This window comes from uncultured Megamonas sp. (assembly GCF_958438645.1).
GTDB lineage: Bacteria > Bacillota > Negativicutes > Selenomonadales > Selenomonadaceae > Megamonas.
This window is the reverse complement of the sequence record NZ_CAUBSM010000004.1, coordinates 1-24,038: the sequence shown is the minus strand read 5'-3', so window position 1 is coordinate 24,038 and position 24,038 is coordinate 1. Positions and strand designations below refer to the sequence as shown.

Below are 24,038 nucleotides of genomic sequence, written 5' to 3'. Positions count from 1 at the left end.
GATAAGTATTAGGAAACCATTATTAAGCAGATTTTGGATATTATTTTTATTATATTAAAAAATGATAAAATAATATTTATTATAGGTATATTTTTATGTATAAGTTTTTTTATTAGAAAGGAATTCTTTATGGAAGAATATAGATTAGAAGATCATTTAAAAGAATGTAGTGAGAAATATCCTAGGTATGAAAATTTATATGCTACTTGGAATTTAAATAAAGAAACATGTATTAATGCACTTAAATCAGTAAGTATAAATTATACTCATTTTAGTGAGCATGATGCTAGTCATTCTCAAACAATTATTGATAAAATTGAAATGTTATTAGGTGATAGAATAAAAAATTTATCGCCTACAGATACATGGCTTATTCTTCATGCAGCATATACACATGATTTAGGTATGCTTTTAAAAATGAAAGATTTAGAAGATGCATGGAAAAGTGAAGAATTTGAAGAATTTTTGGAACAAGCACGTAATGGAATAGATGAAGATTTAAAAGAAGCAATAGAAGCAATTTATAATTTGGAAAAGTATAAAGATAGTTATTATAATTCCTTAAAAATTTATAGATATGTTAATTTAATAAATCAATCTTATTTTAGACGAAAACACTCAAACATATCAGAACAATACTTGACATCTTTAGGTAGAAATCTAAAAATTGATTTAACTTGTAATGGTAGAATAAACGCTAACTTATTTTATTTATTAGGTGAAATATGTGGTTTGCATACAGCCAATGAAAATGAAATATTAAAATTAGATTATGAAACAAATGGATTTAGTACAGATTATGCTCATCCTCGTTTTGTGGCTGTTTTATTAAGATTAGGTGATTTATTGGATATAGATAATGGTAGATTTAATCCATTTACTGCGTTAGTAGCAGGTGATCCACCAGAACAAACTAAACCACATATAGAAAAACATCAATCAACAAGACATTTATTAATAACTCCTGAAAAAATTGAGTTTAGAAGTGATTGTTCTTCTGATGAAGCATATAGAGAAATAAGAAATACTATTAAATGGTTAGAAAAAGAAATTAAATTCTTAACATTAAATTGGTCTCAAATTGTACCTAAAAATCTTGGTGGATATGCTCCTAGATTTGATAAAAAAGAACTTCTTTTAAAAGGTGTGCCTGATATAGAAGGAACAAGTGATTTAAAATTGCAAATTTCTCAAGAAAAAGCATTTGATATAATAGAAGGATACAATATTTATGATGATAAATTTGTTTTTATTAGAGAAGTTATACAAAATGCTTTAGATGCAACAAAATTAAAATTGTGGCAAGATTTAAAAAATGGAATATATGATTTTGCCATAAAAAGAAAAGAAGTTTTAAATAATTTAAGAGAATTAAAACCGTTTGATTTGAGTGAAGAAATTTATAAAAATTATATGATAAATATTAAGTTAAGCACATTGGATAATGGAGATGTTAAATTTGAAATACAAGATAGAGGTATAGGTATAGATGTTGAAGGCTTTAAACGTATGAGCCAAGTAGCTATAAGTAATACAGATTATCGAAGTTTGAAAAAATATATTTCTAAAATGCCTAGATGGTTAAGACCTACTGCTGGATTTGGTATAGGATTGCAAACTATATATTTAGTTGCTGATAGTTTTAAAATTATAACAAATAATGGAATAGAAACACTTGAGGCTAATATTAATAGTATAAAAAAAGGAGGTTTTATAAAATTAAATAGATATGATGAAAAAATAAGAGAGGAAAAAATAAAACAAGGTACTATTATAGAGATTGTATTAAAAAAAGATGTTTTGAAAAATTTAAATGGAATAAGAAGGGATATTATAGAAGACTACAATAATAATATGGATCCTTTAGATAAAGATACACATAAATATTTTAATGAAATGAAGTTATTATCTAGATTAGATAGTAATTTAAATAATATAAATTGGTTTTCTATAAAAGTAAAATCAGAAATAGTAGGTGAAAAGGAATATTGTTCAAAAATAAGATTAGATTATACAAACAATCATATCATTAAAGATAATTATATAATTATAAATAAGAATAATTATAAAGATGTTATTATTTGGGATAAAAATACAGATACTTATGCTAAATTTTCATTAGATGAAAAAAATAGAGGATTGTCGGTATATTTAAAAGGAATACGATTGTCAGAGTCTAATTTAATAAATAATAGGCAATCTATTGATATAGATATCGATTTTTATGGTTTAGACTTGAAAGAAAATATACAATTAAATAGGGAAAAATTAACTTCAAAAGGAATAGATAAAGTTACGAATATTATAAAAAATATTGTTAACTGTTATCAAGATTATATTTTTGAAAATAATGGTAAAAATTTTATAGAGAATATAGATGAATATTCTGATTCTAGTATAGAAAATTTGTGGCTCTTTTGTGATATTAAACATAAAATGAAGTTTAGTGAACAACTTAATCAAAAAATTGCTAATATACCTATTACAGTTTTTCGTTTAAATAAAAATAATAAATATGTTTTAGACAATACTATATTAAATGAAATTTTACCATTAAATGAAAGTGTATATTTTGTAAGTATTCATAATTATAAATTTGATACAATAAAAGAACCTAAAGAAGTGTTAGAAATATTAAATCAAATTCCAGATAATATAAAACAACAGAGATTGGTGTTGAATACGGAAAATATGCATTTTATAGATAATTTATTATATAAAGATTTATATTTTCAAAAAAAAGGTAATTTGAAAGTATTTACAGTGTATTTAGAAGATGAATTAACTGATTTAAAAAAATATGTAATAAATTTATCTAAAGAAAGTAAAAATCTTATGTTAAGCTTTTTAAGTGAAAAAAAAAATAATAATAGATGTATTATACCTGCAATTAATATGTATAAAAGTATTGCTGTAGATTTATGGAACAAATCTATATCACCAGGATTTAGAATAAACTATGGGTTACGTTCAAGAGCACATATAATATCTCCGTTTACAGGAAATCAAGCACAAAAGAGAAAGATTTATTCTAAATCTTGTTTTATTGATGAAATATGTAGTTTAGAAACTTTTAATAGATGTGTAGAATTTACAAAGGAATATGCTGTATATAAAGATGTTAGTATCGATAATATTAGAGAAACCTATAAACAGCTTATAGGGGATTATTATGATGCTATGGATGATAGCTATGATAAACAGAATAATTTAAGTGATAGTAAGTAATATAAAAAAGACTTTATAGTATAAAAAATACACCTTAAAGGTTAATGAAAATAACTTTTAAGGTGTATCTTTTTTATATGATATTTTATTTAGAAGAGGCAAGATAGTTATCTAGGGTTTCTTGAGCATGTTGAGCTAATTGGGTATTAACTTTTGCATCTAAAGTATTGATTATATCCTGTAATTGAGTTTTGCTAAGTCCTGCATTAATACCAATATTTAAATGGGATAGAAGTTGGCTTTCTGTTCCATTCATACTTGCTAAAGCAGAGATTGTAGCAATTTCACGTTCTGGATAAGTCAAGATATCGCGAGCAAATAAATCACCGAAGAGATGTGCTTTCAACATGTAATCAATGCCAGAAGAACTAGCAATATTCACTGGTGCTCCTGCTAATTGAGTTTGAACTCTAGTACCTAGAGCTAAAATATCTGTATTTGCTGGTAGTGGTGTTGCCTCATCGCCCATAGTGTCATGAATATTTTTGTTTTGTCGTTCGGATAAAACTTCATCTACAGTAGCAAGACCATTTAAAGCACGAGGAAAACCACAATAAGCGTAGAGATGAACCATTATTTCTTTTGTTTCATTAATGGTTAATCCACTATCTAAGCCTTCATTTACAGCTGTTTTTAAATTATTTAAATCTCCAGTAGCTGTATAGGAAGCGATGGGAATAATAGCTTGTTGTTTTGCTGTTAAAGAACCAGCTTGATAATTAGCAAAACTAGAACTTATGCCTAAGAATAAAACACTACAAAAGGTCAATATAGATAGTAAGTATTTCATAAATATCCCTCACTTTTAAATGAATTTTATTAAAGGTTATAGCCTAATTGATATGCTTGATTAGGAAAATCTGTACGTTCAATGATAGGACGAGAGCCACAACCAATGGCCAAAATTTTGCCGATATCTTGCCATTCCATATAACGTACAAGTGTTTCATAATGGTGAACTAAAGCTTCCATAGTCCAATCAGCACTATTATAAGCAGTTGCCATTAAAATTGATTTTTTATGATGCAATGAGTTTGTACGTGAATAAAATCTATCAACAACAGTTTTTATTTGTGCAGACATACCATAATAATAAAGAGGTGTAATTAAAACAATTAAATCCGCACCAATTAATTTTGGCATGAGTGTTTGTTCAATAGCATCATTTTGAATACAAGGCCCATTCATACCGCAATGATTACAACCTTGGCAAGGATGAATATCTTCAAATGCAGAATTAAAACGAAAGACTTCATGCCCAGCACTTGTTGCTCCTTCGATAAATTTATCAGCTAATAGGGCTGAAGTTCCTGCTTTATGAGGACTACCTGTAATAACTACGATTTTCATTTTATTTTCTCCTATATGATCATTAGCATTAGCTGTTGTTTCAGGTTTATTTGTCAATGCAGATAATCCACAACCACTCAAAAATAGAGTCAATAAACCTGATCCACTTAATTTGATAAAATCTCTACGATTCATGATAAATAACCTCATTAATTAGGCATAGCTTCAATAGTTACTGTACCTGATAGCTCGGATACTATATCTCCACCAGAAATAACATGACCTAATTCGTATAAATCATTATTAGCACGGAAATCATCATAGAAAATAACAACATCTCCCCATGGCTCATAATAAGCTAAAATTCCGATTTTGGGTGTGGCTTTAGGTGTATTTTCTACAGATAATTTTTGAGGAGGATAAAAGATTTTTTCGTTATTACTATAATTTTCTAGATTAATAGATAAAGGAAGTTGATTATATAAATCATTAGCAGCAGGACTATTGTTTAATTCTAAGGTAATAATATTATTATTAGATGTTGTTAATTTTATAATTTTTTGATTTATATTCGTATTAGTTTCTAGTTGATTAGACGAAGTTGTTGTTGCTACATTTGTATTTGTTGTGTTATTTGTAGTTTGTGGTTCTGCACTACAAGCTGTAAAAAATATAGTTGTAATTAATAAACTTAAGAGTAAAATAATCTTTTTCATGAAAATCACCTGCTTTCGTAAATTTTAATCATTGATGATTTAATAATTAAGATATGTGTATATTATCTTTTTTTAAGCAGAATTTAAAATCAGATATTGGAATTAATTTTAATCCGTAATGTGCAAGTGTTATAAACAATCCACTAATAGATATATAATCTAATATAAATAATAGTAGGGATTGTGTAGGATCAAAAAACACAAAGTTATTTTGATAAAACATATACGATAATAAATCATAATGTAGAAATGAATTTAAACCGTAAAAAGCAATAATTAAGGATAAAATTAAATTTATTTTAGGAAATGCTTGTAATATTTTATTTATGGCTATAGGTAGCCTTTTTAAAATTAAATTATAAATCATTTTCCAATGTAATCCACAATGAAGACTGATAAAGCAAAATCCCCAATATGTAGATAATAAATGTATAATACGAGCAAAATTTATTAGGTTGATATCATATATATTAGGAATATAGTCAAGAAAAATAAGACTGGATATAATTAAACCTAACATGGAAATAAGAGTTCCTAAATTTATGATAAAAAAGATTATTTTTTGTAAATTAAATTTAAAATGAAATAAAGAGTAATAATATTTTTGGTGATTAAAACAATGAATAATAAACAATATACATAGAGCAATTCCTATATATTCATGTATTTTAATGCCGATTAAGGAATATGACATACAACCCAATAATAAAATAAACATACAAATATCGATTAATAAATTTAATTTAAGTTGTTTATTCATGATATACTCCTTATGTTTATGGATGAAAAATAATCAAATGTCTAGTTTGGATAACCATTTTTTTACTTCTTGTAGATTAATACTGCTACCATAATTAGCAAATCCATTTAAGACAGTAGCATTTTTGCAAAGTCTTTTTATATCTTGAGGAATATGACCAAAGCCACCTCCACCATGAGTACAGAATGGAATGATTTTTTTTGCCGAAAGATCATTAGTATCAATGAAAGTAGCAATTGGTGGTGCAATGCTACTCCACCAGTTTGGTGAACCTATAAAGATAGTAGTATATTTATTTAAATTAATTTGAGCATTTTTTAAAGCAGGTCGAAAATTGCGAGATATTTCCTGTTTAGCTTGATTTACTACACTAGTATAATCATTAGGATATGGCTTTTCTGGTATGATTTCTAAGCAATCTGCATCTATTTGTTGAGCAATTAAATTTGCTAATTTACGAGTATTTCCAGAATGAGAATAATAAACTATTAATGTATTTGACATAGTAAACACTCCTTTATTATTTATCTATTAAACTTTCTTGTGATTGAGGATATCTTGCACCTTGAATAGTAATTGAGTTTAAATGCTTGTTAATCATGGATAATTCTTCAGCAGAGAATTTTACATTTATACTATTGATATTTTCCTGTAGTCGAGAAACTTTTTTAGTTCCAGGAATAGGTACTATCCAAGGTTTTTGAGCTAAAAGCCAACCGAGAGCAATTTGTGCAGGTGAAACTTGTTTTTCTTGTGCTAATTTTTGTACATATTCAATTAAAACATAATTGTGATTTAAATTTTCACTATTGAAACGAGGTATTTGACTGCGAAAATCATCTTTAGCAAAATGAGTATCTTTATTAAATCGTCCTGTTAAAACAGCTTTACCTAAAGGACTGAAAGGAACAAAGCCGATATTAAGTTCCTCAAGCGTAGGTAATAATTCTTTTTCAACTTCACGATACCACATGGAATATTCACTTTGTACGGCAGTTACAGGGCAGATAGCATGGGCTTTACGAATAGTCTTAGCACTAGCTTCCGATAATCCCCAATGTAAAATTTTACCTTCTTTGATTAAATCTTTCATAGTTTCGGCTACTTCTTCAATCGGAGTTTGTGGATCAACACGATGTTGATAATATAAATCAATGTAATCTGTTTGTAATCGTTTTAAAGAGCCTTCAAGTGCATTGCGAATATCTTGAGGTTTACTAGAAAGAGCTATAGGTCGATTAGCATTATCCATTTTATGAGTTAAATCAAAACCAAATTTTGTAGCGAGAACAATTTGGGAACGATATGGTTTTAATGCTTTGCCTAATAATTCTTCATTTGTATATGGGCCATATACTTCAGCTGTATCAAAAAAGTTAATGCCTAAATCAACAGCTTGCTGTAATACAAAGATAGCTTCATTTTCAGGAAGATATGGCGGATAACTTTGAGTAAATCCCATACAACCTAAACCTAAAGCAGATACTTTTAATTTATCTTTACCTAAATATCTATATTGCATAATTATTTCTCCTTTATTGTAGATTATTTTGTTATTGAATAAATTTAGTATTGTGTAAGCGATAAACTTCGTTTATATCGTGTAAATCAAGAATGATGCTATGTTTTTTATCTAATTGAGTAAGAGCATCTAATTCTTCTGCTGTTAAAGTAAAATTATTTAATTGTATATTTTCTTGAAGATGTGTATAATTCGTAGATTTTGGAATACTGATGATATTATTTTGTCTTAGCCATTTCAAAATAATCTGTGCTGTAGTTTTGTTATATTTTTTAGCTAAAGAAATCAATAGAGGATTTTCAAAAATTTTTTCTTTGCCTTCAATAAACGGAGCCCATGCCATAGGTTTTATATCATATTTTTTCATGAGTTTTAATAATTCTTGTTGTTGACAAAATAAATGGAGTTCTATTTGATTGACTGCTGGTATAATATTATGACTTAAAATCAAATCAACTAATCTATCTGGTAGAAAATTGCAAACACCAATAGCTTTTATTTTTCCAGAAGCATATAATTCTTCCATAGCTTGCCAACTGCCATGGTAATCACCAAAAGGCATATGAATAAGATATAAATCTAAATAATCTGTTTGTAAATTTTCTAATGTTTTAGCAAATGATTGTTTTGTCTTTTGGTAACCAGCATCTTGTATCCAAACTTTAGACGATATAAAAATATCTTCACGAGGAATTTGACTTTTTTTGATTGCATTGCCAACGGCTTTTTCATTGCCATAACAAGCGGCTGTATCTATTAAGTGATAACCCATTTTTAAAGCATTTAATACAGTATGTTCACATTCATCAAGATTATTTATTTGATATACACCTAATCCTGTAAGTGGTATTGTTACTTGGTTGTTTAATGTAAGTTTATCCATATTTAAGTACCTCGTTTTATAATTTAATCTTAATCCTTGTAGCTAACTCCAAGTCAATAGGATTTTTCAAATTATTTAGTATATTTATGTTCGATTTTGTAACGGAGATAGTTTAAGCGTTCTAATTGCTTTTCACGGAAATGAATTTCATCAAGAAGTTCATTGCGTTTTTTATTTAAACTATATAATTGCAAATTATCATTGTTATTTTTATCTAATAATAATCGCATATAATTTTCGATTTCGTTAATATTAAAGCCAATATCATGTAAAGTCATAATTAAGCTTAAATTTTCTAAATCACTATCATCATATTGCCATGAACCCATGACTTTTTTTACTGCATTACATAAACCCCATTTTTCATATTCATGTAAGATTTCTAGGGGAATATTATAGCGTTTACTAGCTTCATCAATTGTCATATTAATACTTCCTTATTTCGTTTTATTTGAATTTAATAGTGAGTATTTTATTTTGCAAAATAAAAAAGTAGGTATTCTATTTCTTTGAACACCTACATTGTAATATATTTATTTAATTATGACTAATACTTATATTTAATGATAAATAATGCCTTTTAAGCATTTTTAATTGTATTCAAAAAGTGTAACATGGTCTGTGAGTATATATGATCTTTTTTCCAAATGAGTACAGCACCAGTTTTTATTTCTGGATATAATGGTATAAATTTTAACTCATGGTAAATTTCTCCAAGATTAAGATTAAAACAAAGGGCAATACCTATTTGATGTTTTACCATATTAGCAGCATTTAAAATTAAATTATATGTTGCTACAATGTTTAACTTTTCTGGAGAATTATTAAACCAATTAATTAATTCATTTTGCACTGCTGTACGTTTGGTAATGATTAGTGGTTCATTGACTAGATCGTCTGGTGTGATGAATTTTTTCTGTGCTAATCGGTGCTTTTCATGAATTAAAATGCCCCATTCTTCTTTTTTAGGTAATCGAATAAAATTGTATTTACTGATATCAACAGGTTCGGTTACTAGTCCCATATCTAAAAGACCATTTTCTATACGTTCTTTAATTTCATCGGCTGTAGTACTATGAATATGGAATTTTACTAAAGGGTGGACTTTGTGAAAATTGCTTATTTTTTGAGATAAATATGACATATTTTGAGTTTCTCCACAACCTATAGAAATTTCTCCAACTAAATCATCGCATTCTTTTGTCAATTCTTGTTGTGTTTTTTCCATCAAAGAAATTATTTCGTTGGCTCGACGACGCAATAACATACCATCTTCAGTTAAAATAATGCGATGTTTACTTCTTTGAAATAAAGTTACTCCGAGTTCTTCTTCTAATTGAATAAGTTGTCTAGATAAAGTGGGCTGTGTGATGTGTAATAAATTGGCTGCTTTTGTTATATTTTCTTCGCGAGCTACCATTAAAAAATATTTTAATAAACGAAATTCCATAAAAGCACCTTCTAAAATTTTTATTTGATGTAATTATAGGATATATAAATATATTTGGCTAGAATTTAATTTGCAGGTATTTATTGTTTAATAGCGAATAAAATTTTATAGTGAATAAATTTATGGTTAGGAAGTGGATTTATGAGTTTAAATTTAGTTATCGCGGAAACAATAGGTATAGATGAAAAAACATTGAATGAATTAGCAAAAGATATTTTACCTCAAGATGTAGAAATCAAGTATTATAATTCTTTAGCAGATAGCGATGAAGAAAAAATCAAACGCTGTAAAGATGCTGATGCAGTGATAATAGCTAATAAACCGTATAGAGAAAATGTTTTGAAAGCATGTAGTAATTTAAAAATGCTTTCTGTTGCTTTTACTGGTGTAGACCATGTAGATATGGATTATTGTCATGAACATGATATCTTAGTTTCTAATTGTTCAGGATATGCAAATGAAGCTGTCAGCGAGCTTGTAATCGGTATGTGTATAAGTCTGTATAGAAAATTAGCTGAGTGTGGTATAGCTGCAAAAAATCATGAGACAAGTAATGGTCTTCGCGGGTTAGAACTTTGTCATAAAAAATTCGGTATTATTGGAGCAGGTGCTATTGGTTTAAAAGTAGCAAAAATAGCTAAAGCTTTTGGTTGTGAAGTATATTGTTATCGCAGACATGTTCCTGAAAATAGTGAATTTAAATTTGTGGATATGGATACTATTTTGAAAGAATGCGATATTATTTCACTGCATATGCCACTTACAAAAGAAACTACATGTATGATAAATGCAGAAAAAATTGCTTTAATGAAGAAAAATGCTATTTTAATCAATACAGCTAGAGGAAAAGTTATCGATACACAAGCTTTAGCTGATGCTTTAAATAAAGGAAAAATTGCTGGTGCTGGCATTGATGTTTTTGATACAGAACCACCTATTGGAGCAGAAAACCCATTGTTAACTGCAAAAAATATTGTATTATCTCCACATATTGGATTTGATACGCAAGAAGCTATGCAAAAAAGAGCTATTATAGCTTTAGAAAATATTGCAAAATGGATTGAGGGAAAACCACAAAATATTATGTAAATATTATGTGAAATTTTATAGAAAATATTAGAAAATTTATCTATATAAGGATAAAGTCTGATTATATAAGGCTTTATTCTAGCGAATTTATAACTTGTAATCAAAGATACAGATATGCTATTATAGTACTAGCAGGTTTAAGTTTGTGGGGAGGATAAATATGTTATTAACTATTTTGATGATTATAGATGCGTTAGTAGCGATTGGATTGATTGCTTCCGTGCTTATGCAAGAAGGTAAAACTGCTGGTATGGGAAGTTTATCAGGACAAAATGAGACAGCTTTTAGTAGCAGTGCTCGTGGTATGGATGCTCTAATGGCTCGTTTTACTGTGTTTTTTGCAGTACTGTTTATGATAATTACTTTAATCATAGCTAAGATGGTAGCATAAAAAATTATTCTCTATCTATTTGAATTAATTTGAAGTAGATAGGGAATTTTTTTTATCATAGAATTTAACATTTTGATTATTAATTTATTTTAATAATATTTTTAGATTTAGGAGGTATTTTTATGATTATTAGTGGTGCAGAGCCATTTTTATTACCTGGAGGTTCAAAAGGTGTATTATTGATACATGGATTTACAGGCTCGCCTTCTGAAATGATATTATTAGGAAATTATTTATATAGACAAGGCTATACTGTGCTAGGTGTGCGATTGGCTGGTCATGGTACAACTGTAGAGGAAATGGCTCATACAAATTGGCATGAATGGTATCACAGTGCGTGTGATGGATATCATTTATTACGCGGTATATGTAGTGAGATTTCTGTTATTGGTTTATCCATGGGTGGTTTATTAGCTATGAGAATTGGTAGAGATTTTCCTGTAAAGAAAATAATCTCAATGTCTGCTCCTGTATATATAGCTAATGAACGCAATTTAAGATTTTTACCACCACTTGAAAAATCAGTGGGACGATATCAACGTAAAAATAGAAGAGAATTACCTGAACTGGCTAAGAGATATAATGTATCTTATAATAAAATGCCTCTTGTCTGCGTTCATCAATTATTAGATATAATAGCAAAAACAAAAGAAATTCTACCAGAAATTTCTAAACCAATATTAATTGTTCAAAGTAAAAATGATCACACTGTTAAAGAAGAAAGTGGTCAGTATATTTATGATCATGTTGGCAGTAAAGACAAAGAATTATTTAAATTAAATTTTTCTGGTCATTTAGTAACTTTGGATATTGAACATGATAAGTTATTTAGCAAGATTGAAGATTTTTTGAAATAAATTATTTGGAGATTTTAGATAGAGGATAAATTTATGAATTTACAAGAAAAAATAATGGAATATATGCAAACTAAGGCTAAAAGACCGATGAGTCAAGAAGATTTATTATATGCTTTAGCTTTAGAAGCAGATGAAATAAGACAATTGCCAACTGCTATGGAAGAATTAGAGAAGAAAAATTTACTCATTCAAAATAGAAGTGGTTTATTTGGTTTGCCAAAACATATGAATTTAGTTGTAGGTAAAATGAGCATCACGTCTAAAGGCTTTGGCTTTGTTATTCCAGATAATGGATTAGAAGAAGGCAAAGCTAAAGTTGATGATATTTTTATTCCTGCTGGTATGTTAAATTCAGCGATGAATAATGATAAAGTATTAGTACGCATCACTACTGAAAGAAGTAATTTTTCTAAGCGTGAAGGTGAAGTAATTCGCATTTTAGAGCGTGCTAATAATAAAGTTGTAGGTACTTTTGAGAGCAGTAGAACATTTGGTTTTGTAGTTCCAGATGATAATCGTTTAAATCAGGATATTTTTATTGAAGGTCGTAATTTTAATGGAGCAAAAGTGGGAATGAAAGTAGTGGCTGAAATCACTAAATGGCCTACGAAAAATCACAGTCCAGAAGGTAAAATTGTAGAAGTTTTGGGGAAAATAGGTGCTCCTGGTGTAGATATTTTATCTGTAATGCGTCAATATGATTTGGCTGAGCAATTTCCTATAGATGTACAAGAAGAAGCTAAACAAATTGAACAAGTACCTAGTAAAGCAGAATGTAATAAACGTAAAGATAGACGCCATTTACAAATAGTAACTATTGATGGTGAAGATGCCAAAGACTTAGATGATGGTGTTTATGCTGAAAAATTGCCAAATGGTAATTTTTTCTTAGGTGTATATATTGCTGATGTTAGTCATTATGTAAAAGCTTTTTCACCTTTAGATAAAGAAGCTTATAATCGTGGTACAAGTGTATATTTGGCGGATAGAGTTATTCCTATGTTACCTGTAGAATTATCTAATGGTATCTGTAGTTTAAATGCTGGTGAAGATAGACTTTCCATGTGTGCGGAAATGGAAATTGATGCAAATGGTACTGTGATCAAATACGATATTTTTCCTACTGTCATTCATGTATATCGCCGATTGACTTATAAGTTAGTAAATCGTATCTTAGTAGAAAAAGATATGCAGATGGTTGAAGATAACCAAGATATTTTGCCATTGTTGCATAATTTAGAAGCAGTATATAAAGTTTTAAATAAACGACGTCAAATGCGTGGTTCTATAGATTTTGATATTCCTGAAGTTAAAGTAAAATTAAATGCTAAAGGTCAAGCTGTAGGTCTTGTAAAACGTGAACATGGTTTGGGTGAATCTATCATTGAAGAATGTATGTTAGTGGCGAATGAAACTGTAGCTGAACATATGGCTAAAAAAGAATTGCCTTTTATTTATCGTGTGCATGAAGAGCCTGTAGAAGATAAAATGTTTGCTTTAAATGAATTATTGGCTAATTTTAATTTACATCTTAATCGCAATACTGAAGGTGAAATTGAGCCTAGAGCTATTCAAGAGGTATTAAATTCTATAAAAGGAAAACCAGAAGAAAAAATCATTTCTGCTGTAGCTTTACGTAGTATGCAACAAGCTAAGTATAAGGCAGAAAATTTGGGGCATTTTGGTTTGGCTGCTAAATATTATACGCATTTTACTTCACCGATTAGACGTTATCCAGATTTAATCGTTCATCGTTTATTAAAAGAACAATTAAATGGAAAAATGACAGCAGAACGTCAAGAAAAGTTAAAATCAAGATTACCTGAAGTAGCTACACATACATCTAAACAAGAACGAGTGGCTACGGAAGCGGAACGCGAGACAACTTTAATTAAAGAAATCGAATATATGGCTCGTTTCTTGGGTGACGAATTCCATGGTATTATCAGTGGTGTTACAGCTTTTGGTATTTTTGTAGAATTAGATAATGGTGTTGAAGGTCTAGTTCATGTATCTACTATGGTAAATGATTATTATGAATATGTAGAAAAAGAATATGCTCTTGTTGGTGAAATGACTAATTTCAGATATCGTTTAGGTGATGAAGTAACTGTTATTTTGACAAGAGCAAGTATAAAAGAGCGTGCTATTGATTTTATCTTAAAAGATAATGGTAAAATGCCTCTTGTTTTTGAAGATGATATAATCGCTAAACCATTTTTTGCAGAAATCAATAATAATGTAAAAAAAGATTTAAAGATAAAAGAAAATTTTGCTAGAGAAAATAAAGCTAGTAAAAAGCAAGCGGATAAATATAAACGTAAAAAACGTAAAGATAAAGAGCATAAAAAAATAGAGGAGAAAAAGAAAAAATCTATTACTAAGATAGAAAGCAAGAAAAAAGATAACAAGAAAAGTGCTTTTTATGATAAAATCTATACGAAGAAATCTCGCAAAAAAAGTGGATCTAAAGAACGTGTGCGAGATAGAGTTTCAAAAGGCAAACGCCGTAAGAAATAAATATTTTAGATAATAAGTAAGGTTGATTTTATGGGAAAGAAAAATGCAAGTGTAAAAATTGTTTGTGAAAATAGAAAGGCTCGTCATGATTATTTTATTCATGAAACATATGAAGCTGGAATTGTTTTAGTGGGTACAGAAGTTAAATCTCTTCGTGCTGGTAAAGCTAATTTAAAAGATAGCTTTGCTAAAATCAAAAATAATGAAATCTTTTTAGATAATATGCACATCAGCCCTTATGAACAGGGAAATATTTTCAATCATGATCCACTTCGTGCTAGAAAATTACTGATGCATAAAATGGAAATAGTGAAATTATCCAGTAAGATCAAAGAAAAAGGTTTTACATTAGTACCATTAAAAGTTTATTTTAGCAAAGGTAGAGCAAAAGTGGCTTTAGGTCTTGCTACTGGTAAGAAAAATTATGATAAACGTCAAGCTTTAGCAGAAAAAGCTGCCAAACGTGATGTTGAACGTGCATTGAAGGAACGTCAAAAATATTAAATATAGCTAAGTGAGATGGTGATTAATTATTTATGTGGGAAAAGATAAAATCTGTATTAACTACTACTAAATATCAAGTTCGAATTGGTTTGGCTGTAGTATTAATATTTTTAGGCGGATATAATTTATTTTTCATCGGTGATGATGAAGGTCATGGCGATAATATTTCTATAAATATAGAAAGTGGCATGTCTACAGCAGAAATTGCTCAAAATTTGCAAGAACATGCTATAATAAACAATGGTCTTGGTTTTCGCATTTTAGCTCGTTTGGAAGGTAAGGATACTCAATTTAAAGAAGGAATTTATTATTTTCGCGTAGGTATGAATATAAATTCTGTACTTGATAGATTGGTTCAAGGCCCAGAAAGTCAAGTGGTGAGAATAACTATTCCAGAAGGTTTCACTGTAGAAGATATTGCTAATTTATTAGAAAAAGAAAATTTGACTACAAAAGAAGAATTTTGCAAGGTAGCAAAAGATTATACTCCATATGATTATATGAAAGAAGCTACAGAAAATAAGGATATCAAATATGCTGTAGAGGGTTTTTTATTTCCTGATACTTACGATATTGATAGGTCTTATGGTGCAAAACAAATCATGCAAATCATGGTAGATAATTTTGACCATAGATTAAATAGTAAAATGCGTGAACGTGCTAAAGAGGAAAATTTATCTATTTTTAAATTAGTAACCATGGCATCTTTAGTGGAAAAAGAAGCTAAATTTGCAGAAGATAGACCAATTATTGCTGATGTATTTTTCAAACGACTAGAAAATCATATGATGTTACAATCTGATGCGACTATTCAATATGCTCTAGATGAACATAAGGAAGAATTTAGCATTGAAGATACAAAGCTTGATTCTCCATATAATACGTATCAACATGAAGGTTTGACGCCAGGCCCTATTGGAAATCCTGGTCTTGCTTCTATTGAGGCTGTGTTATATCCAGCAAATACAGATTATTTGTATTTTGTGGCAGATAGTGAAGGGCATAATCATTATAGTGTAACGTATGATGAACATTTAAAAGTTATTGATGAAATATATGGCAAATAAATGATAATTAAGAGGAATTAAAACGTGGAAGCTTTATTTAAGCAAATGGAAGATTTTGCAAAAGAAAATAAAGTACCAATCATCAATGAAAACGGCAGAAAAGTTTTTATTGATATAGTAAAAAAATATAAGCCACAAAGAGTTTTAGAAATTGGTACTGCGATAGGATATTCTGCACTATTAACTATTTATTATGGTGCAGAAAATGCAAAGATTATTTCTTTGGAATTAGATGAGGAACGTGCAACACAAGCTCAAAATTTTATAAATCAATCTAAATACAAGGATCAGATTGAAATAATCTTAGGTGATGCTGCTGAAAATATAGGAAAGTTAGATAAAAATTATAAATTTGATATGGTTTTTATCGATGCAGCGAAAGGGCAATATCCTGATTATTTAAAAAAAGTATTGCCATTATTAGCTGATGATGGAATTATCTTGGCTGATAATGTATTATTCCGTGGATATGTAATGAGTGAAGAAAAGCCCCCTCGCCGATATAAGACGATTGTAAAAAGATTGCGAGAATACATTGCTATGGTAAGTGATACAGATAAATTTACAACAGAGATTTTTGAAAATGGCGATGGCTTAGCTTTAACTAAAAGATTGAAAACTAATTAATTATTTGGAGGAACAATGCAAAATACAATAAAAAAACCTGAATTATTAGCACCAGCAGGAAATCTAGAAAAATTAAAAATGGCTATTTTATATGGAGCAGATGCTGTATATCTTGGCGGAAAACGCTTTGGGCTTCGTGCTTATGGCGGTAATTTTTCCAAAGAAGAAATGATTGAAGGTATTAAATTTGCTCATGAACGCGGTAGAAAAGTCTATGTAACAGCAAATATTTTTCCGCATAATAATGATATAAATGAGATTTTACCATATCTACAAGAATTGGTAGAGGTTGGAGTTGATGCTGTTTTAGTATCTGATATTGGTTTATTCATGCTCATAAAAAATGAAGTACCTGGTCTTGAAGTACATGTTAGTACACAGGCTAATAATACTAACTGGAGAGCTGTCAAAGCATGGCAAAATTTAGGAGCAGAACGTGTTGTATTAGCTCGTGAACTTTCCTTTGCTGAAATAAAGGAAATTCGCGAAAAAACTGATGTAGAATTAGAAATGTTTGTACATGGTGCAATGTGTATTTCTTATTCTGGTCGTTGCTTAATCAGTAATTATTTAACAGGTAGAGATTCTAATCGTGGAGCATGCACACAACCTTGCCGTTGGAAATATAATTTGACTGAAGAAAAACGTCCTGGTCAATTTTTCCCTGTAACTGAAGATGAAAATGGAACATATTTCTTTAATTCTAAAGATATGTGTTTACTTCCTTATCTAAAAGATATCATCGAATGTGGTGTAGATAGCTTAAAAATTGAAGGTCGTATGAAATCTATTCATTATGTAGCTAGTGTAGTAAGTGCATACCGTCATGCTATCGATAGTTATTTTGAAAATCCAGAAGAATTTATAATCAAACAAGAATGGATAGATGAATTAAATAAAGTTTCTCATCGTGAATATACAAGTGGTTTCTCTTATCATAAAACTTCTTGTGATGATCAAATTTACAACACAACATCTTATGAACATACATCTGATTTTGTAGGCTTAGTACTTGATTATGATGAAGAAACTAAAATTGCTACTATACAGCAACGTAATCATTTAACAGTTGGACAAAAAATAGAATTCTTCCAACCTGATGCACCTTTATTTAAACAAACTATTACAGAAATGTTTAATGATGAAGGTATTTCCATAGAAGTAGCACCACATCCACAACAGATTATTACTATGAAAATGGATAAACCTGTTGTGCCATATACAATTTTAAGACGTGATGTAGTTACTGAAGAAAATTAAATAAAAAAGCGTTATAATCATTTATTTACAGATTGAACTGCACCCCAAAAGTTGGACAAAAAACAACTTTTGGAGGTGCAGTTTTTTTATGACTAAATACTCAAATGAATTTAAAGTTAAAGCAATTAAAATGGTTTTAAAAGGAGATTCTATTTCTCATGTAGCTAAAATTCTAAACATGCCAGATATAGCTCCTCTTTGCAGATGGATATCTCATTATGAACATGGTGGTATTCCACAACTTCTTCATAAAAATCGTAAATATACTCCTATCTTTAAGCAAAAAGTTATTGAATATAAATGGCTACATCATTTATCATTAAATCAAACAGCAGCCAAATTTTCCATTCCTAATACTGGTACAATTTCTACATGGGAAAAGTTGTATCGTTCTTATGGATTTTCTGGCTTACTTGCTAAGAAACGAGGTAGACCATCTATGAAAAAATCTAAAAACAAAGTTAACAAACCTAAAAAAGAACTTTCTTACGTTGAACAATTGGAACAAGAAAATTATCAATTAAGGATGGAAAATGACCTATTAAAAAAGTGGCATGCCTTAATGAAGCAATGGGAAAAGGAAGGAAGACACTAGTTCTAGTAATTGCTAAATTAAGGAAAAAATATACTCTAAAAGCCCTATTAAACTATACAAAATTAGCTAAAAGCACATATTATGATGCATTAAAAAAATTATCTAGAGAAGATAAATATAAAGGATTAAAAACATTAATTCATAATATTTGTAATAAAAATCATGGAAGATATGGATATAGAAGAGTAACTTTGCAGCTGCATAAACAAGGAATAAAAGTCAATCATAAAGTAGTTATGAGATTAATGAAAGAAGAAAATTTAACATGCAAAGTAAGAGCAAAGAAATATAAATCGTATAGAGGGCAAGAAGGAAAAATAGCTAAAAATATATTAAATAGAAATTTCAAAGCAGAAAAACCAAACGAAAAATGGGCAACAGATGTAACAGAATTTGCATTATGTAATGAAAAAATATACTTATCACCAATAATAGATTTATATAACGGAGAAATAATAAGTTATAAAATATCGAAAAGACCAATACTAAAGCAAGTATTAGATATGGTAGAAGATGCAACAAGAAAGATAAAAGAAACGAAAGGGATAATTCTACATTCAGACCAAGGCTGGCAATATCAAAATAAGAGGTATCAGAAGTTATTAAAAGAAAAAGGCATTATCCAAAGCATGAGCCGAAAAGGCAATTGCTTAGATAATACCGTAATAGAAAATTTCTTTGGTTTACTAAAAAGCGAATTATTCTATTTAAAAAAATTCAAATCTGTTGAAGATTTTATAAAAGAGTTAAAATCTTATATAAAATATTATAATACAAAACGGATAAAGATAAAACTAAAAGGACTTAGTCCCGTAGAATACAGAACTAAGTCTCAATTAGTAGCTTAATTAATATGTCCAATATTTTGGGTGCATATCAAAGTTGAATGAACAGCTTTATAGGTCTTTTTTATCGTATGCCATAAGATGTAATAAAAAATAAGGCAAATATTATATTTGATGTGTTTCATACAAATAGTTAAAGTATTTTTCATAGAATGCAGGAACGCCGTCGATGATATCCTGTACAGAAATTTCATCAACCGCCGTGCCCTGCCATACGGTCAGTTTGCCGTCATTTGTTACAGCAGTCGGTTTACCAAAATTTTTTGTCATAGCGCGTTTTAGAAGATAATATTTCGTGAAATTTGCATACTGCTGTTTATCTGAATTAAGTTTTTTATTAAAAAACAGGGCGGCTTTATATAATTTGTTGTTATACATATATAAAATAATAAACGATTCATCAGGCGAATATTTTTCTGTTGGAAGCAAAACGTATGATTCGTAATATCTGCCTTTATAGCCGTAGTATTTAAGATTGTACAGCTGATTTATTTTTATTAAATCATCATTCCAATCCAAATTGAAATCATTGTGCATAATATCGTCATAGATATAATGAAAAGGCGGATTATTAGGAAGCGGTTTATAAATATATACGTCTTCATCTGTTTGAGCAAAAGCAGAATTGATAGGCATTAACAAAAGAAAACAGAAAAACATTAGAAACTTTTTCATAGATAAACTCCTCCAATCTAATAAAATATAAGGCAAAATAAAGCGGTTTTGATTTTATTGGAACTGTTTTTTTATTTATATCGCCAATCAGAAGATACAGGTTCATCATATCCAATAAGATACCATGTATTGTTTTCTATTAGAACAGTAAATTGCTGATAATCTTGACCGCCGGAGATGTGATTGTTATTTGCATCTTCTAAAATCATAGTTGAGCGGGTATCTACATAGATAATACGAGAGTCATTTTTATCTTGTTTTTGATACAGTTCAGTCAGTTCCAATGTGCCGAAATGGTCTAATTTTGGATAATATTTTTTTTGATTGAGCTGTTTAAAAATTTTTTCGGGCATATGTTCGGCTATTTTCTCATCATAGCCGTTTTGCGTAGTGATGGCGTATTTTATGGTAGGGATGATATCGACATATTCTGTATAAGGCTGATGAGTTTCAATATAACGATTTTTGGCTATACGAAACGGAATGTAAAGAGTAAATACACTTGTTCCGATAATGAAAAGACAAAGAATAATTCTTGCAACTATATCTAAAAATTTGAAACGTAAAGAAATCGAGCAGTACAGATAAGCTATTAATAAAGTTAGAACAAAAGCGATAATTATCTGTTTAAATACAATATCACCGAAGCAGGAAAATAAACAGATAAAATATATGAAACTGGCAATAATTTTCGTAAAAATGATGCGTGATTTAGGCTGAAAAAATTTTTCCAATGGCAGAAGGATATAAAGCAGAGGTATGAATAATATTATTAAATTAAAAATTCCTTCCTTATGAGGTAAAATGGAAAAAGAATAAATGTAAGGATCAGTAAACATAGCAATAATAAAACTTATAAACGGTACAGTCAATAAGATTTTTAATAACTTCAAGATAATTACCTCCTTTAAAATATATAATCCCTATAAATTACATATATCTTTGCACAGTGATTTTGAAATGTCAAATCGAAAAAAATTTTTTGTACGGGTTTAATTTTGAGATACAGAAGAACTCTATATAAATGTAATCGGTTACAGAATAAAAATTAAGGAGACATGTAAAATGAGTCAATGGTTAGATGTGAATAAAGCAATAAGTTATGCTTCAGCATGGGCAACATGGAATAATGATGGAAATTATTACAGAGAAGGTGACGATTGTACGAACTTTGTATCGCAATGTTGGCATGAAGGTGGTATAAAAATGTGTTCTTATTGGGCTAATGATATTAGTCGATATATTTTTACACCTGCATGGGCGGAAGTAGAAACTTTTTGTTATTTTATGACAACTTCTTCTGCGGATTTAGATCCAAATGCAGATGGTATGCCTATTGCTAAAATTGTACAGGAAATAAGTACACCATTAAATGATTATACTAATATTATTCAACCAGGGGATATTGTACAGTGTTATAATGCGGATAAAGGATGGCATCACTCAATTATTATCATGGATTTAGTAAACGGTATGCCGCGTTACTGTGCGCATAGTTCTTTTGCTAATTACATGGATTTGACGGTACAGTTTTCTTCAGCAGGAGATTCGCCAAACTCTAAAATTAGAATTATTCGTGCTCTTAATATAATCTATAATAGTTAAGATAAAAGGCTATTGCATAAATTAATGCAATAGCCTTTTTATCAATTTATAAATGGATATGAATTTAATTCGACATATGTATTATCATTTATATTTATTATTATTGATGGTAGATAAGTAATTTGTTCATTTTTGTTTGGATAATATTTTGTCGGAATATCATATTCAGAATTTAAGGCTAAAGCTGTGTGATAATAAATTTGAGCAAGTTGAGTATTACCTAAAATATCATAGGCTTTGGCATAACTTAAGTAAACAGGAGCATTTATCGGGTCGGGATTATCTATACTTAACATTTGTTTTTGTGATATAAGCCAGTTATAAGCTAATGAATGGGCTTTGATAATATCTCCAGATTTTTTATACGTTTCAGCAAGTATTATAATAAGTTTAGAATATTGAGAACAGGTTCTAGGCATTAGATTTAAAGATTTTTGATAATTTTTTATGGCATTATCGGTATCATTATAAATCTGCTGATAGATATCACCTAAAATCCAGTAAATTCTCGGATTTTGCGGAGATAATTTTAAAGCTTTTAGTTGAGATATTTGTGCATCTTCTGTTTGTCCATTGCCAGCAAAAGCAAAACTTTGCCACATATATAATTCAGCTAAAATATCTGTTGGCAAATTGTTTGACTGAATGCCGTATTTAGCAGTATTTAGTGCTGTTTGATAATATTTGTAGTTTATGGCGGATTTTAATATTTCAAGGAAAAACCATGATTTATTTTCAGTATTTGTTGTCAAAATAGTATAAGATGGGTTAAATGAATGCAGTAAATTTTGGTAATTAACTACATCAAAAAAATAACTGTAAGCATGTCTATACATTTCACATTTATTATAATAAACAGCTTTATTTAATGCGGTATTCCAAGCAATATATTTTCTATTGTTATTTAATAAAGGATAAGATTTACTGGTAAATTTACTGTTCATTAAACAAGCTGTGTTATAATCTTTTTCTGCTGCATTTTTATTAAATTGATTATATTGGGCATAGCCTCGTTCAAAATAATAATCGCCGTTTGTGTTATTTAGGGAAACAGCATTATTTAGATAAGTTAGGGCTTCTGTATGATTTATATAGTTGTAGGTGATACCGAGTTTATAGTTAAAAGTTGCGTTATCAGATTGTTGTTTTAAAGCGGTTTTATAATCAGCGATAGCTTCGATATAGTTGTTAGTGGCGAAATAAGCATCACCGCGAACAATATAAGCGTCAATGAAATCTGGATTAATGAAATTTATAATGTAAGTAGCAACAGCAATCTGTTGTCTATAATCAAGTTTGTCGATATTTTTCCATATATCCTGCCAGGCGGTTTCAAACGGTACAATTTGTTTATTATTAATTATTTTGTAAGTTTGACCGGGAATGGGTTCCACCTTTAAAATATTGGGAAAAATTAATTCACTAAGAAAGAGTATAAATATTGATAGAAAAATGACTTTTTTCATAGTGTTCACCTCCAATTTGAATAATAGAGATTATACTCATATATTATCACAGAATGAACAAAAGAGTAATCGACTAGAACATTGTTAGTCAATTACTCTTTTGTTTTAAGGCAATAATTTTCTTAGTTTGTTTAAAGCACGTTTTTCTAATTTATATACTGCTTGAACTGAAACCTTATTTTTCTTGGCAATTCACTTACGGAAAATCCGTATTTGTACTTGTTGATGATAACGTTTCGTTCTTTATCGGTTAAATCCTTTAATAAGTTTAAGAACTCTAAATCACTGAATACCCTATTTTCGGATATATAGTTGGCAGGATTTTCTTCATAATTTATTTCGTCAAGAAAATTAAGTTCAGTGTTAGATTGATTATATTGCTGTTTAAAGTATTTGTAGAACTTAAATTTAATGCTATGTGATATATATGAAATCAAGGTTTTATCATTAGTGTTATTCATTTTATCTAAAGATATTGTATTAATAAGATGGAGTAGGAAAATATATAAGTCCTGCTGTATATCTTCAGATTGTGCTTTTCTGCCGTAACATTTGATTTGATCTTGAAAGATAGTTAGAATATCTGTTATTTTTTCTTTATTGCCTTTTTGGATAGTATCAATCAACTCAAAGATATGTTTATCCATGTATAACACTTCCTGTCATACATAAAGAGTTGTTTGATATG

Annotated in this window: 25 protein-coding genes; 12 read left to right on the top strand and 13 right to left on the bottom strand. The window is 28.9% G+C overall.

The window, feature by feature from the left end; all coding sequences use genetic code 11:
* The first annotated feature begins 33 nt into the window (after positions 1 to 33).
* Positions 34 to 3,228 carry a hypothetical protein gene (locus Q5I67_RS04615; RefSeq protein ID WP_302486506.1) on the top strand — a complete coding sequence of 1,065 codons (3,195 nt, stop codon included), beginning with the start codon at positions 34 to 36 and terminating at the stop codon, positions 3,226 to 3,228.
* An 85-nt stretch (positions 3,229 to 3,313) separates the two neighbouring features.
* On the opposite strand, the gene Q5I67_RS04610 is transcribed toward Q5I67_RS04615, so the two are convergent.
* The 9 genes from Q5I67_RS04610 to Q5I67_RS04575 all read right to left on the bottom strand — a co-directional run bounded on the left by Q5I67_RS04610 (position 3,314) and on the right by Q5I67_RS04575 (position 9,849).
* Positions 3,314 to 4,018, bottom strand: a complete 705-nt coding sequence (locus Q5I67_RS04610) for a carboxymuconolactone decarboxylase family protein (RefSeq protein ID WP_302486505.1) — start codon at positions 4,016 to 4,018, stop codon at positions 3,314 to 3,316.
* A gap of 29 nt (positions 4,019 to 4,047) precedes the next feature.
* On the bottom strand, positions 4,048 to 4,713 hold the full coding sequence (locus tag Q5I67_RS04605; RefSeq protein ID WP_302486504.1) for a flavodoxin family protein: 666 nt from the start codon (positions 4,711 to 4,713) through the stop codon (positions 4,048 to 4,050).
* 14 nt (positions 4,714 to 4,727) lie between these two features.
* Entirely contained in the window at positions 4,728 to 5,234 is a 507-nt protein-coding gene (locus Q5I67_RS04600) for a cyclophilin-like fold protein (protein WP_302486503.1), read from the bottom strand.
* A 46-nt stretch (positions 5,235 to 5,280) separates the two neighbouring features.
* A complete protein-coding gene (locus Q5I67_RS10415) occupies positions 5,281 to 5,928 on the bottom strand; it encodes a DUF4405 domain-containing protein (protein WP_368043393.1) in 648 nt (215 codons plus the stop codon).
* A gap of 99 nt (positions 5,929 to 6,027) precedes the next feature.
* A complete protein-coding gene (locus Q5I67_RS04595) occupies positions 6,028 to 6,498 on the bottom strand; it encodes a flavodoxin (RefSeq protein ID WP_302486502.1) in 471 nt (156 codons plus the stop codon).
* 16 nt (positions 6,499 to 6,514) lie between these two features.
* Positions 6,515 to 7,516 (bottom strand): aldo/keto reductase, encoded by a 1,002-nt coding sequence (locus Q5I67_RS04590; RefSeq protein ID WP_302486501.1) that lies wholly within the window; start codon positions 7,514 to 7,516, stop codon positions 6,515 to 6,517.
* A gap of 31 nt (positions 7,517 to 7,547) precedes the next feature.
* The gene (locus Q5I67_RS04585; RefSeq protein WP_302486500.1) at positions 7,548 to 8,399 is read right to left on the bottom strand and encodes an aldo/keto reductase; all 852 of its coding nucleotides are present in this window, start codon (positions 8,397 to 8,399) and stop codon (positions 7,548 to 7,550) included.
* Positions 8,400 to 8,470: 71 nt separating this feature from the next.
* Positions 8,471 to 8,824: a helix-turn-helix domain-containing protein gene (locus tag Q5I67_RS04580; protein WP_296898088.1), complete on the bottom strand. Its 354-nt coding sequence runs from the start codon at positions 8,822 to 8,824 to the stop codon at positions 8,471 to 8,473.
* A gap of 155 nt (positions 8,825 to 8,979) precedes the next feature.
* On the bottom strand, positions 8,980 to 9,849 hold the full coding sequence (locus Q5I67_RS04575) for a LysR family transcriptional regulator (protein WP_302486499.1): 870 nt from the start codon (positions 9,847 to 9,849) through the stop codon (positions 8,980 to 8,982).
* A 141-nt stretch (positions 9,850 to 9,990) separates the two neighbouring features.
* Between Q5I67_RS04575 and Q5I67_RS04570 the strand changes: the two genes are divergently transcribed.
* The 10 genes from Q5I67_RS04570 to Q5I67_RS04525 all read left to right on the top strand — a co-directional run bounded on the left by Q5I67_RS04570 (position 9,991) and on the right by Q5I67_RS04525 (position 19,607).
* Complete coding sequence (locus Q5I67_RS04570) at positions 9,991 to 10,938, top strand: NAD(P)-dependent oxidoreductase (protein ID WP_302486498.1); 948 nt, start codon at positions 9,991 to 9,993, stop codon at positions 10,936 to 10,938.
* Between the two features lie 160 nt (positions 10,939 to 11,098).
* Positions 11,099 to 11,329: a preprotein translocase subunit SecG gene (gene secG, locus Q5I67_RS04565; protein ID WP_008537917.1), complete on the top strand. Its 231-nt coding sequence runs from the start codon at positions 11,099 to 11,101 to the stop codon at positions 11,327 to 11,329.
* 122 nt (positions 11,330 to 11,451) lie between these two features.
* Positions 11,452 to 12,186 carry a carboxylesterase gene (locus Q5I67_RS04560; RefSeq protein WP_296898094.1) on the top strand — a complete coding sequence of 245 codons (735 nt, stop codon included), beginning with the start codon at positions 11,452 to 11,454 and terminating at the stop codon, positions 12,184 to 12,186.
* A 33-nt stretch (positions 12,187 to 12,219) separates the two neighbouring features.
* Positions 12,220 to 14,706 carry a ribonuclease R gene (gene rnr, locus Q5I67_RS04555; RefSeq protein ID WP_302486497.1) on the top strand — a complete coding sequence of 829 codons (2,487 nt, stop codon included), beginning with the start codon at positions 12,220 to 12,222 and terminating at the stop codon, positions 14,704 to 14,706.
* Positions 14,707 to 14,736: 30 nt separating this feature from the next.
* Positions 14,737 to 15,210, top strand: coding sequence for an SsrA-binding protein SmpB (gene smpB, locus Q5I67_RS04550; RefSeq protein ID WP_296898098.1), 474 nt, complete (start codon positions 14,737 to 14,739; stop codon positions 15,208 to 15,210).
* A 32-nt stretch (positions 15,211 to 15,242) separates the two neighbouring features.
* The gene (gene mltG / locus Q5I67_RS04545; protein ID WP_302486496.1) at positions 15,243 to 16,277 is read left to right on the top strand and encodes an endolytic transglycosylase MltG; all 1,035 of its coding nucleotides are present in this window, start codon (positions 15,243 to 15,245) and stop codon (positions 16,275 to 16,277) included.
* Positions 16,278 to 16,301: 24 nt separating this feature from the next.
* Positions 16,302 to 16,904, top strand: coding sequence for an O-methyltransferase (locus tag Q5I67_RS04540; protein ID WP_302486495.1), 603 nt, complete (start codon positions 16,302 to 16,304; stop codon positions 16,902 to 16,904).
* Positions 16,905 to 16,919: 15 nt separating this feature from the next.
* Positions 16,920 to 18,164 (top strand): U32 family peptidase, encoded by a 1,245-nt coding sequence (locus Q5I67_RS04535; RefSeq protein ID WP_302486494.1) that lies wholly within the window; start codon positions 16,920 to 16,922, stop codon positions 18,162 to 18,164.
* Between the two features lie 88 nt (positions 18,165 to 18,252).
* Complete coding sequence (locus tag Q5I67_RS04530; protein ID WP_302486150.1) at positions 18,253 to 18,759, top strand: helix-turn-helix domain-containing protein; 507 nt, start codon at positions 18,253 to 18,255, stop codon at positions 18,757 to 18,759.
* A complete protein-coding gene (locus tag Q5I67_RS04525) occupies positions 18,735 to 19,607 on the top strand; it encodes an IS3 family transposase (RefSeq protein ID WP_302486493.1) in 873 nt (290 codons plus the stop codon). The genes Q5I67_RS04530 and Q5I67_RS04525 overlap by 25 nt, the downstream gene beginning before the upstream one ends.
* 102 nt (positions 19,608 to 19,709) lie before the next feature.
* Here the strand turns inward: Q5I67_RS04525 and Q5I67_RS04520 are convergent, their stop codons facing one another.
* Positions 19,710 to 20,279 (bottom strand): hypothetical protein, encoded by a 570-nt coding sequence (locus tag Q5I67_RS04520; protein WP_302486492.1) that lies wholly within the window; start codon positions 20,277 to 20,279, stop codon positions 19,710 to 19,712.
* Between the two features lie 71 nt (positions 20,280 to 20,350).
* Positions 20,351 to 21,172, bottom strand: coding sequence for a hypothetical protein (locus Q5I67_RS04515; RefSeq protein ID WP_302486491.1), 822 nt, complete (start codon positions 21,170 to 21,172; stop codon positions 20,351 to 20,353).
* A gap of 172 nt (positions 21,173 to 21,344) precedes the next feature.
* Between Q5I67_RS04515 and Q5I67_RS04510 the strand changes: the two genes are divergently transcribed.
* Positions 21,345 to 21,884, top strand: coding sequence for an amidase domain-containing protein (locus tag Q5I67_RS04510; RefSeq protein ID WP_204966749.1), 540 nt, complete (start codon positions 21,345 to 21,347; stop codon positions 21,882 to 21,884).
* A gap of 41 nt (positions 21,885 to 21,925) precedes the next feature.
* Here Q5I67_RS04510 and Q5I67_RS04505 read toward each other — a convergent pair whose 3' ends face one another.
* Together Q5I67_RS04505 and Q5I67_RS04500 are read right to left on the bottom strand one after the other, a co-directional pair.
* Positions 21,926 to 23,278 (bottom strand): tetratricopeptide repeat protein, encoded by a 1,353-nt coding sequence (locus tag Q5I67_RS04505; protein ID WP_302486490.1) that lies wholly within the window; start codon positions 23,276 to 23,278, stop codon positions 21,926 to 21,928.
* Positions 23,279 to 23,496: 218 nt separating this feature from the next.
* Entirely contained in the window at positions 23,497 to 23,997 is a 501-nt protein-coding gene (locus Q5I67_RS04500) for a hypothetical protein (protein WP_302486489.1), read from the bottom strand.
* Positions 23,998 to 24,038 lie beyond the last annotated feature (41 nt).

Excerpts from the sequence above, each read along its gene's own strand:
- Q5I67_RS04610 (WP_302486505.1), bottom strand. The coding sequence starts at position 4,018 with ATGAAATACTTACTATCTATATTGACCTTTTGTAGTGTTTTATTCTTA.
- Q5I67_RS04605 (WP_302486504.1), bottom strand. The coding sequence starts at position 4,713 with ATGAATCGTAGAGATTTTATCAAATTAAGTGGATCAGGTTTATTGACT.
- Q5I67_RS04600 (WP_302486503.1), bottom strand. The coding sequence starts at position 5,234 with ATGAAAAAGATTATTTTACTCTTAAGTTTATTAATTACAACTATATTT.
- Q5I67_RS10415 (WP_368043393.1), bottom strand. The coding sequence starts at position 5,928 with ATGTCATATTCCTTAATCGGCATTAAAATACATGAATATATAGGAATT.
- Q5I67_RS04595 (WP_302486502.1), bottom strand. The coding sequence starts at position 6,498 with ATGTCAAATACATTAATAGTTTATTATTCTCATTCTGGAAATACTCGT.
- Q5I67_RS04590 (WP_302486501.1), bottom strand. The coding sequence starts at position 7,516 with ATGCAATATAGATATTTAGGTAAAGATAAATTAAAAGTATCTGCTTTA.
- Q5I67_RS04585 (WP_302486500.1), bottom strand. The coding sequence starts at position 8,399 with ATGGATAAACTTACATTAAACAACCAAGTAACAATACCACTTACAGGA.
- Q5I67_RS04580 (WP_296898088.1), bottom strand. The coding sequence starts at position 8,824 with ATGACAATTGATGAAGCTAGTAAACGCTATAATATTCCCCTAGAAATC.
- Q5I67_RS04575 (WP_302486499.1), bottom strand. The coding sequence starts at position 9,849 with ATGGAATTTCGTTTATTAAAATATTTTTTAATGGTAGCTCGCGAAGAA.
- Q5I67_RS04570 (WP_302486498.1), top strand. The coding sequence starts at position 9,991 with ATGAGTTTAAATTTAGTTATCGCGGAAACAATAGGTATAGATGAAAAA.
- secG (WP_008537917.1), top strand. The coding sequence starts at position 11,099 with ATGTTATTAACTATTTTGATGATTATAGATGCGTTAGTAGCGATTGGA.
- Q5I67_RS04560 (WP_296898094.1), top strand. The coding sequence starts at position 11,452 with ATGATTATTAGTGGTGCAGAGCCATTTTTATTACCTGGAGGTTCAAAA.
- rnr (WP_302486497.1), top strand. The coding sequence starts at position 12,220 with ATGAATTTACAAGAAAAAATAATGGAATATATGCAAACTAAGGCTAAA.
- smpB (WP_296898098.1), top strand. The coding sequence starts at position 14,737 with ATGGGAAAGAAAAATGCAAGTGTAAAAATTGTTTGTGAAAATAGAAAG.
- mltG (WP_302486496.1), top strand. The coding sequence starts at position 15,243 with ATGTGGGAAAAGATAAAATCTGTATTAACTACTACTAAATATCAAGTT.
- Q5I67_RS04535 (WP_302486494.1), top strand. The coding sequence starts at position 16,920 with ATGCAAAATACAATAAAAAAACCTGAATTATTAGCACCAGCAGGAAAT.
- Q5I67_RS04530 (WP_302486150.1), top strand. The coding sequence starts at position 18,253 with ATGACTAAATACTCAAATGAATTTAAAGTTAAAGCAATTAAAATGGTT.
- Q5I67_RS04525 (WP_302486493.1), top strand. The coding sequence starts at position 18,735 with ATGGGAAAAGGAAGGAAGACACTAGTTCTAGTAATTGCTAAATTAAGG.
- Q5I67_RS04520 (WP_302486492.1), bottom strand. The coding sequence starts at position 20,279 with ATGAAAAAGTTTCTAATGTTTTTCTGTTTTCTTTTGTTAATGCCTATC.
- Q5I67_RS04510 (WP_204966749.1), top strand. The coding sequence starts at position 21,345 with ATGAGTCAATGGTTAGATGTGAATAAAGCAATAAGTTATGCTTCAGCA.
- Q5I67_RS04500 (WP_302486489.1), bottom strand. The coding sequence starts at position 23,997 with ATGGATAAACATATCTTTGAGTTGATTGATACTATCCAAAAAGGCAAT.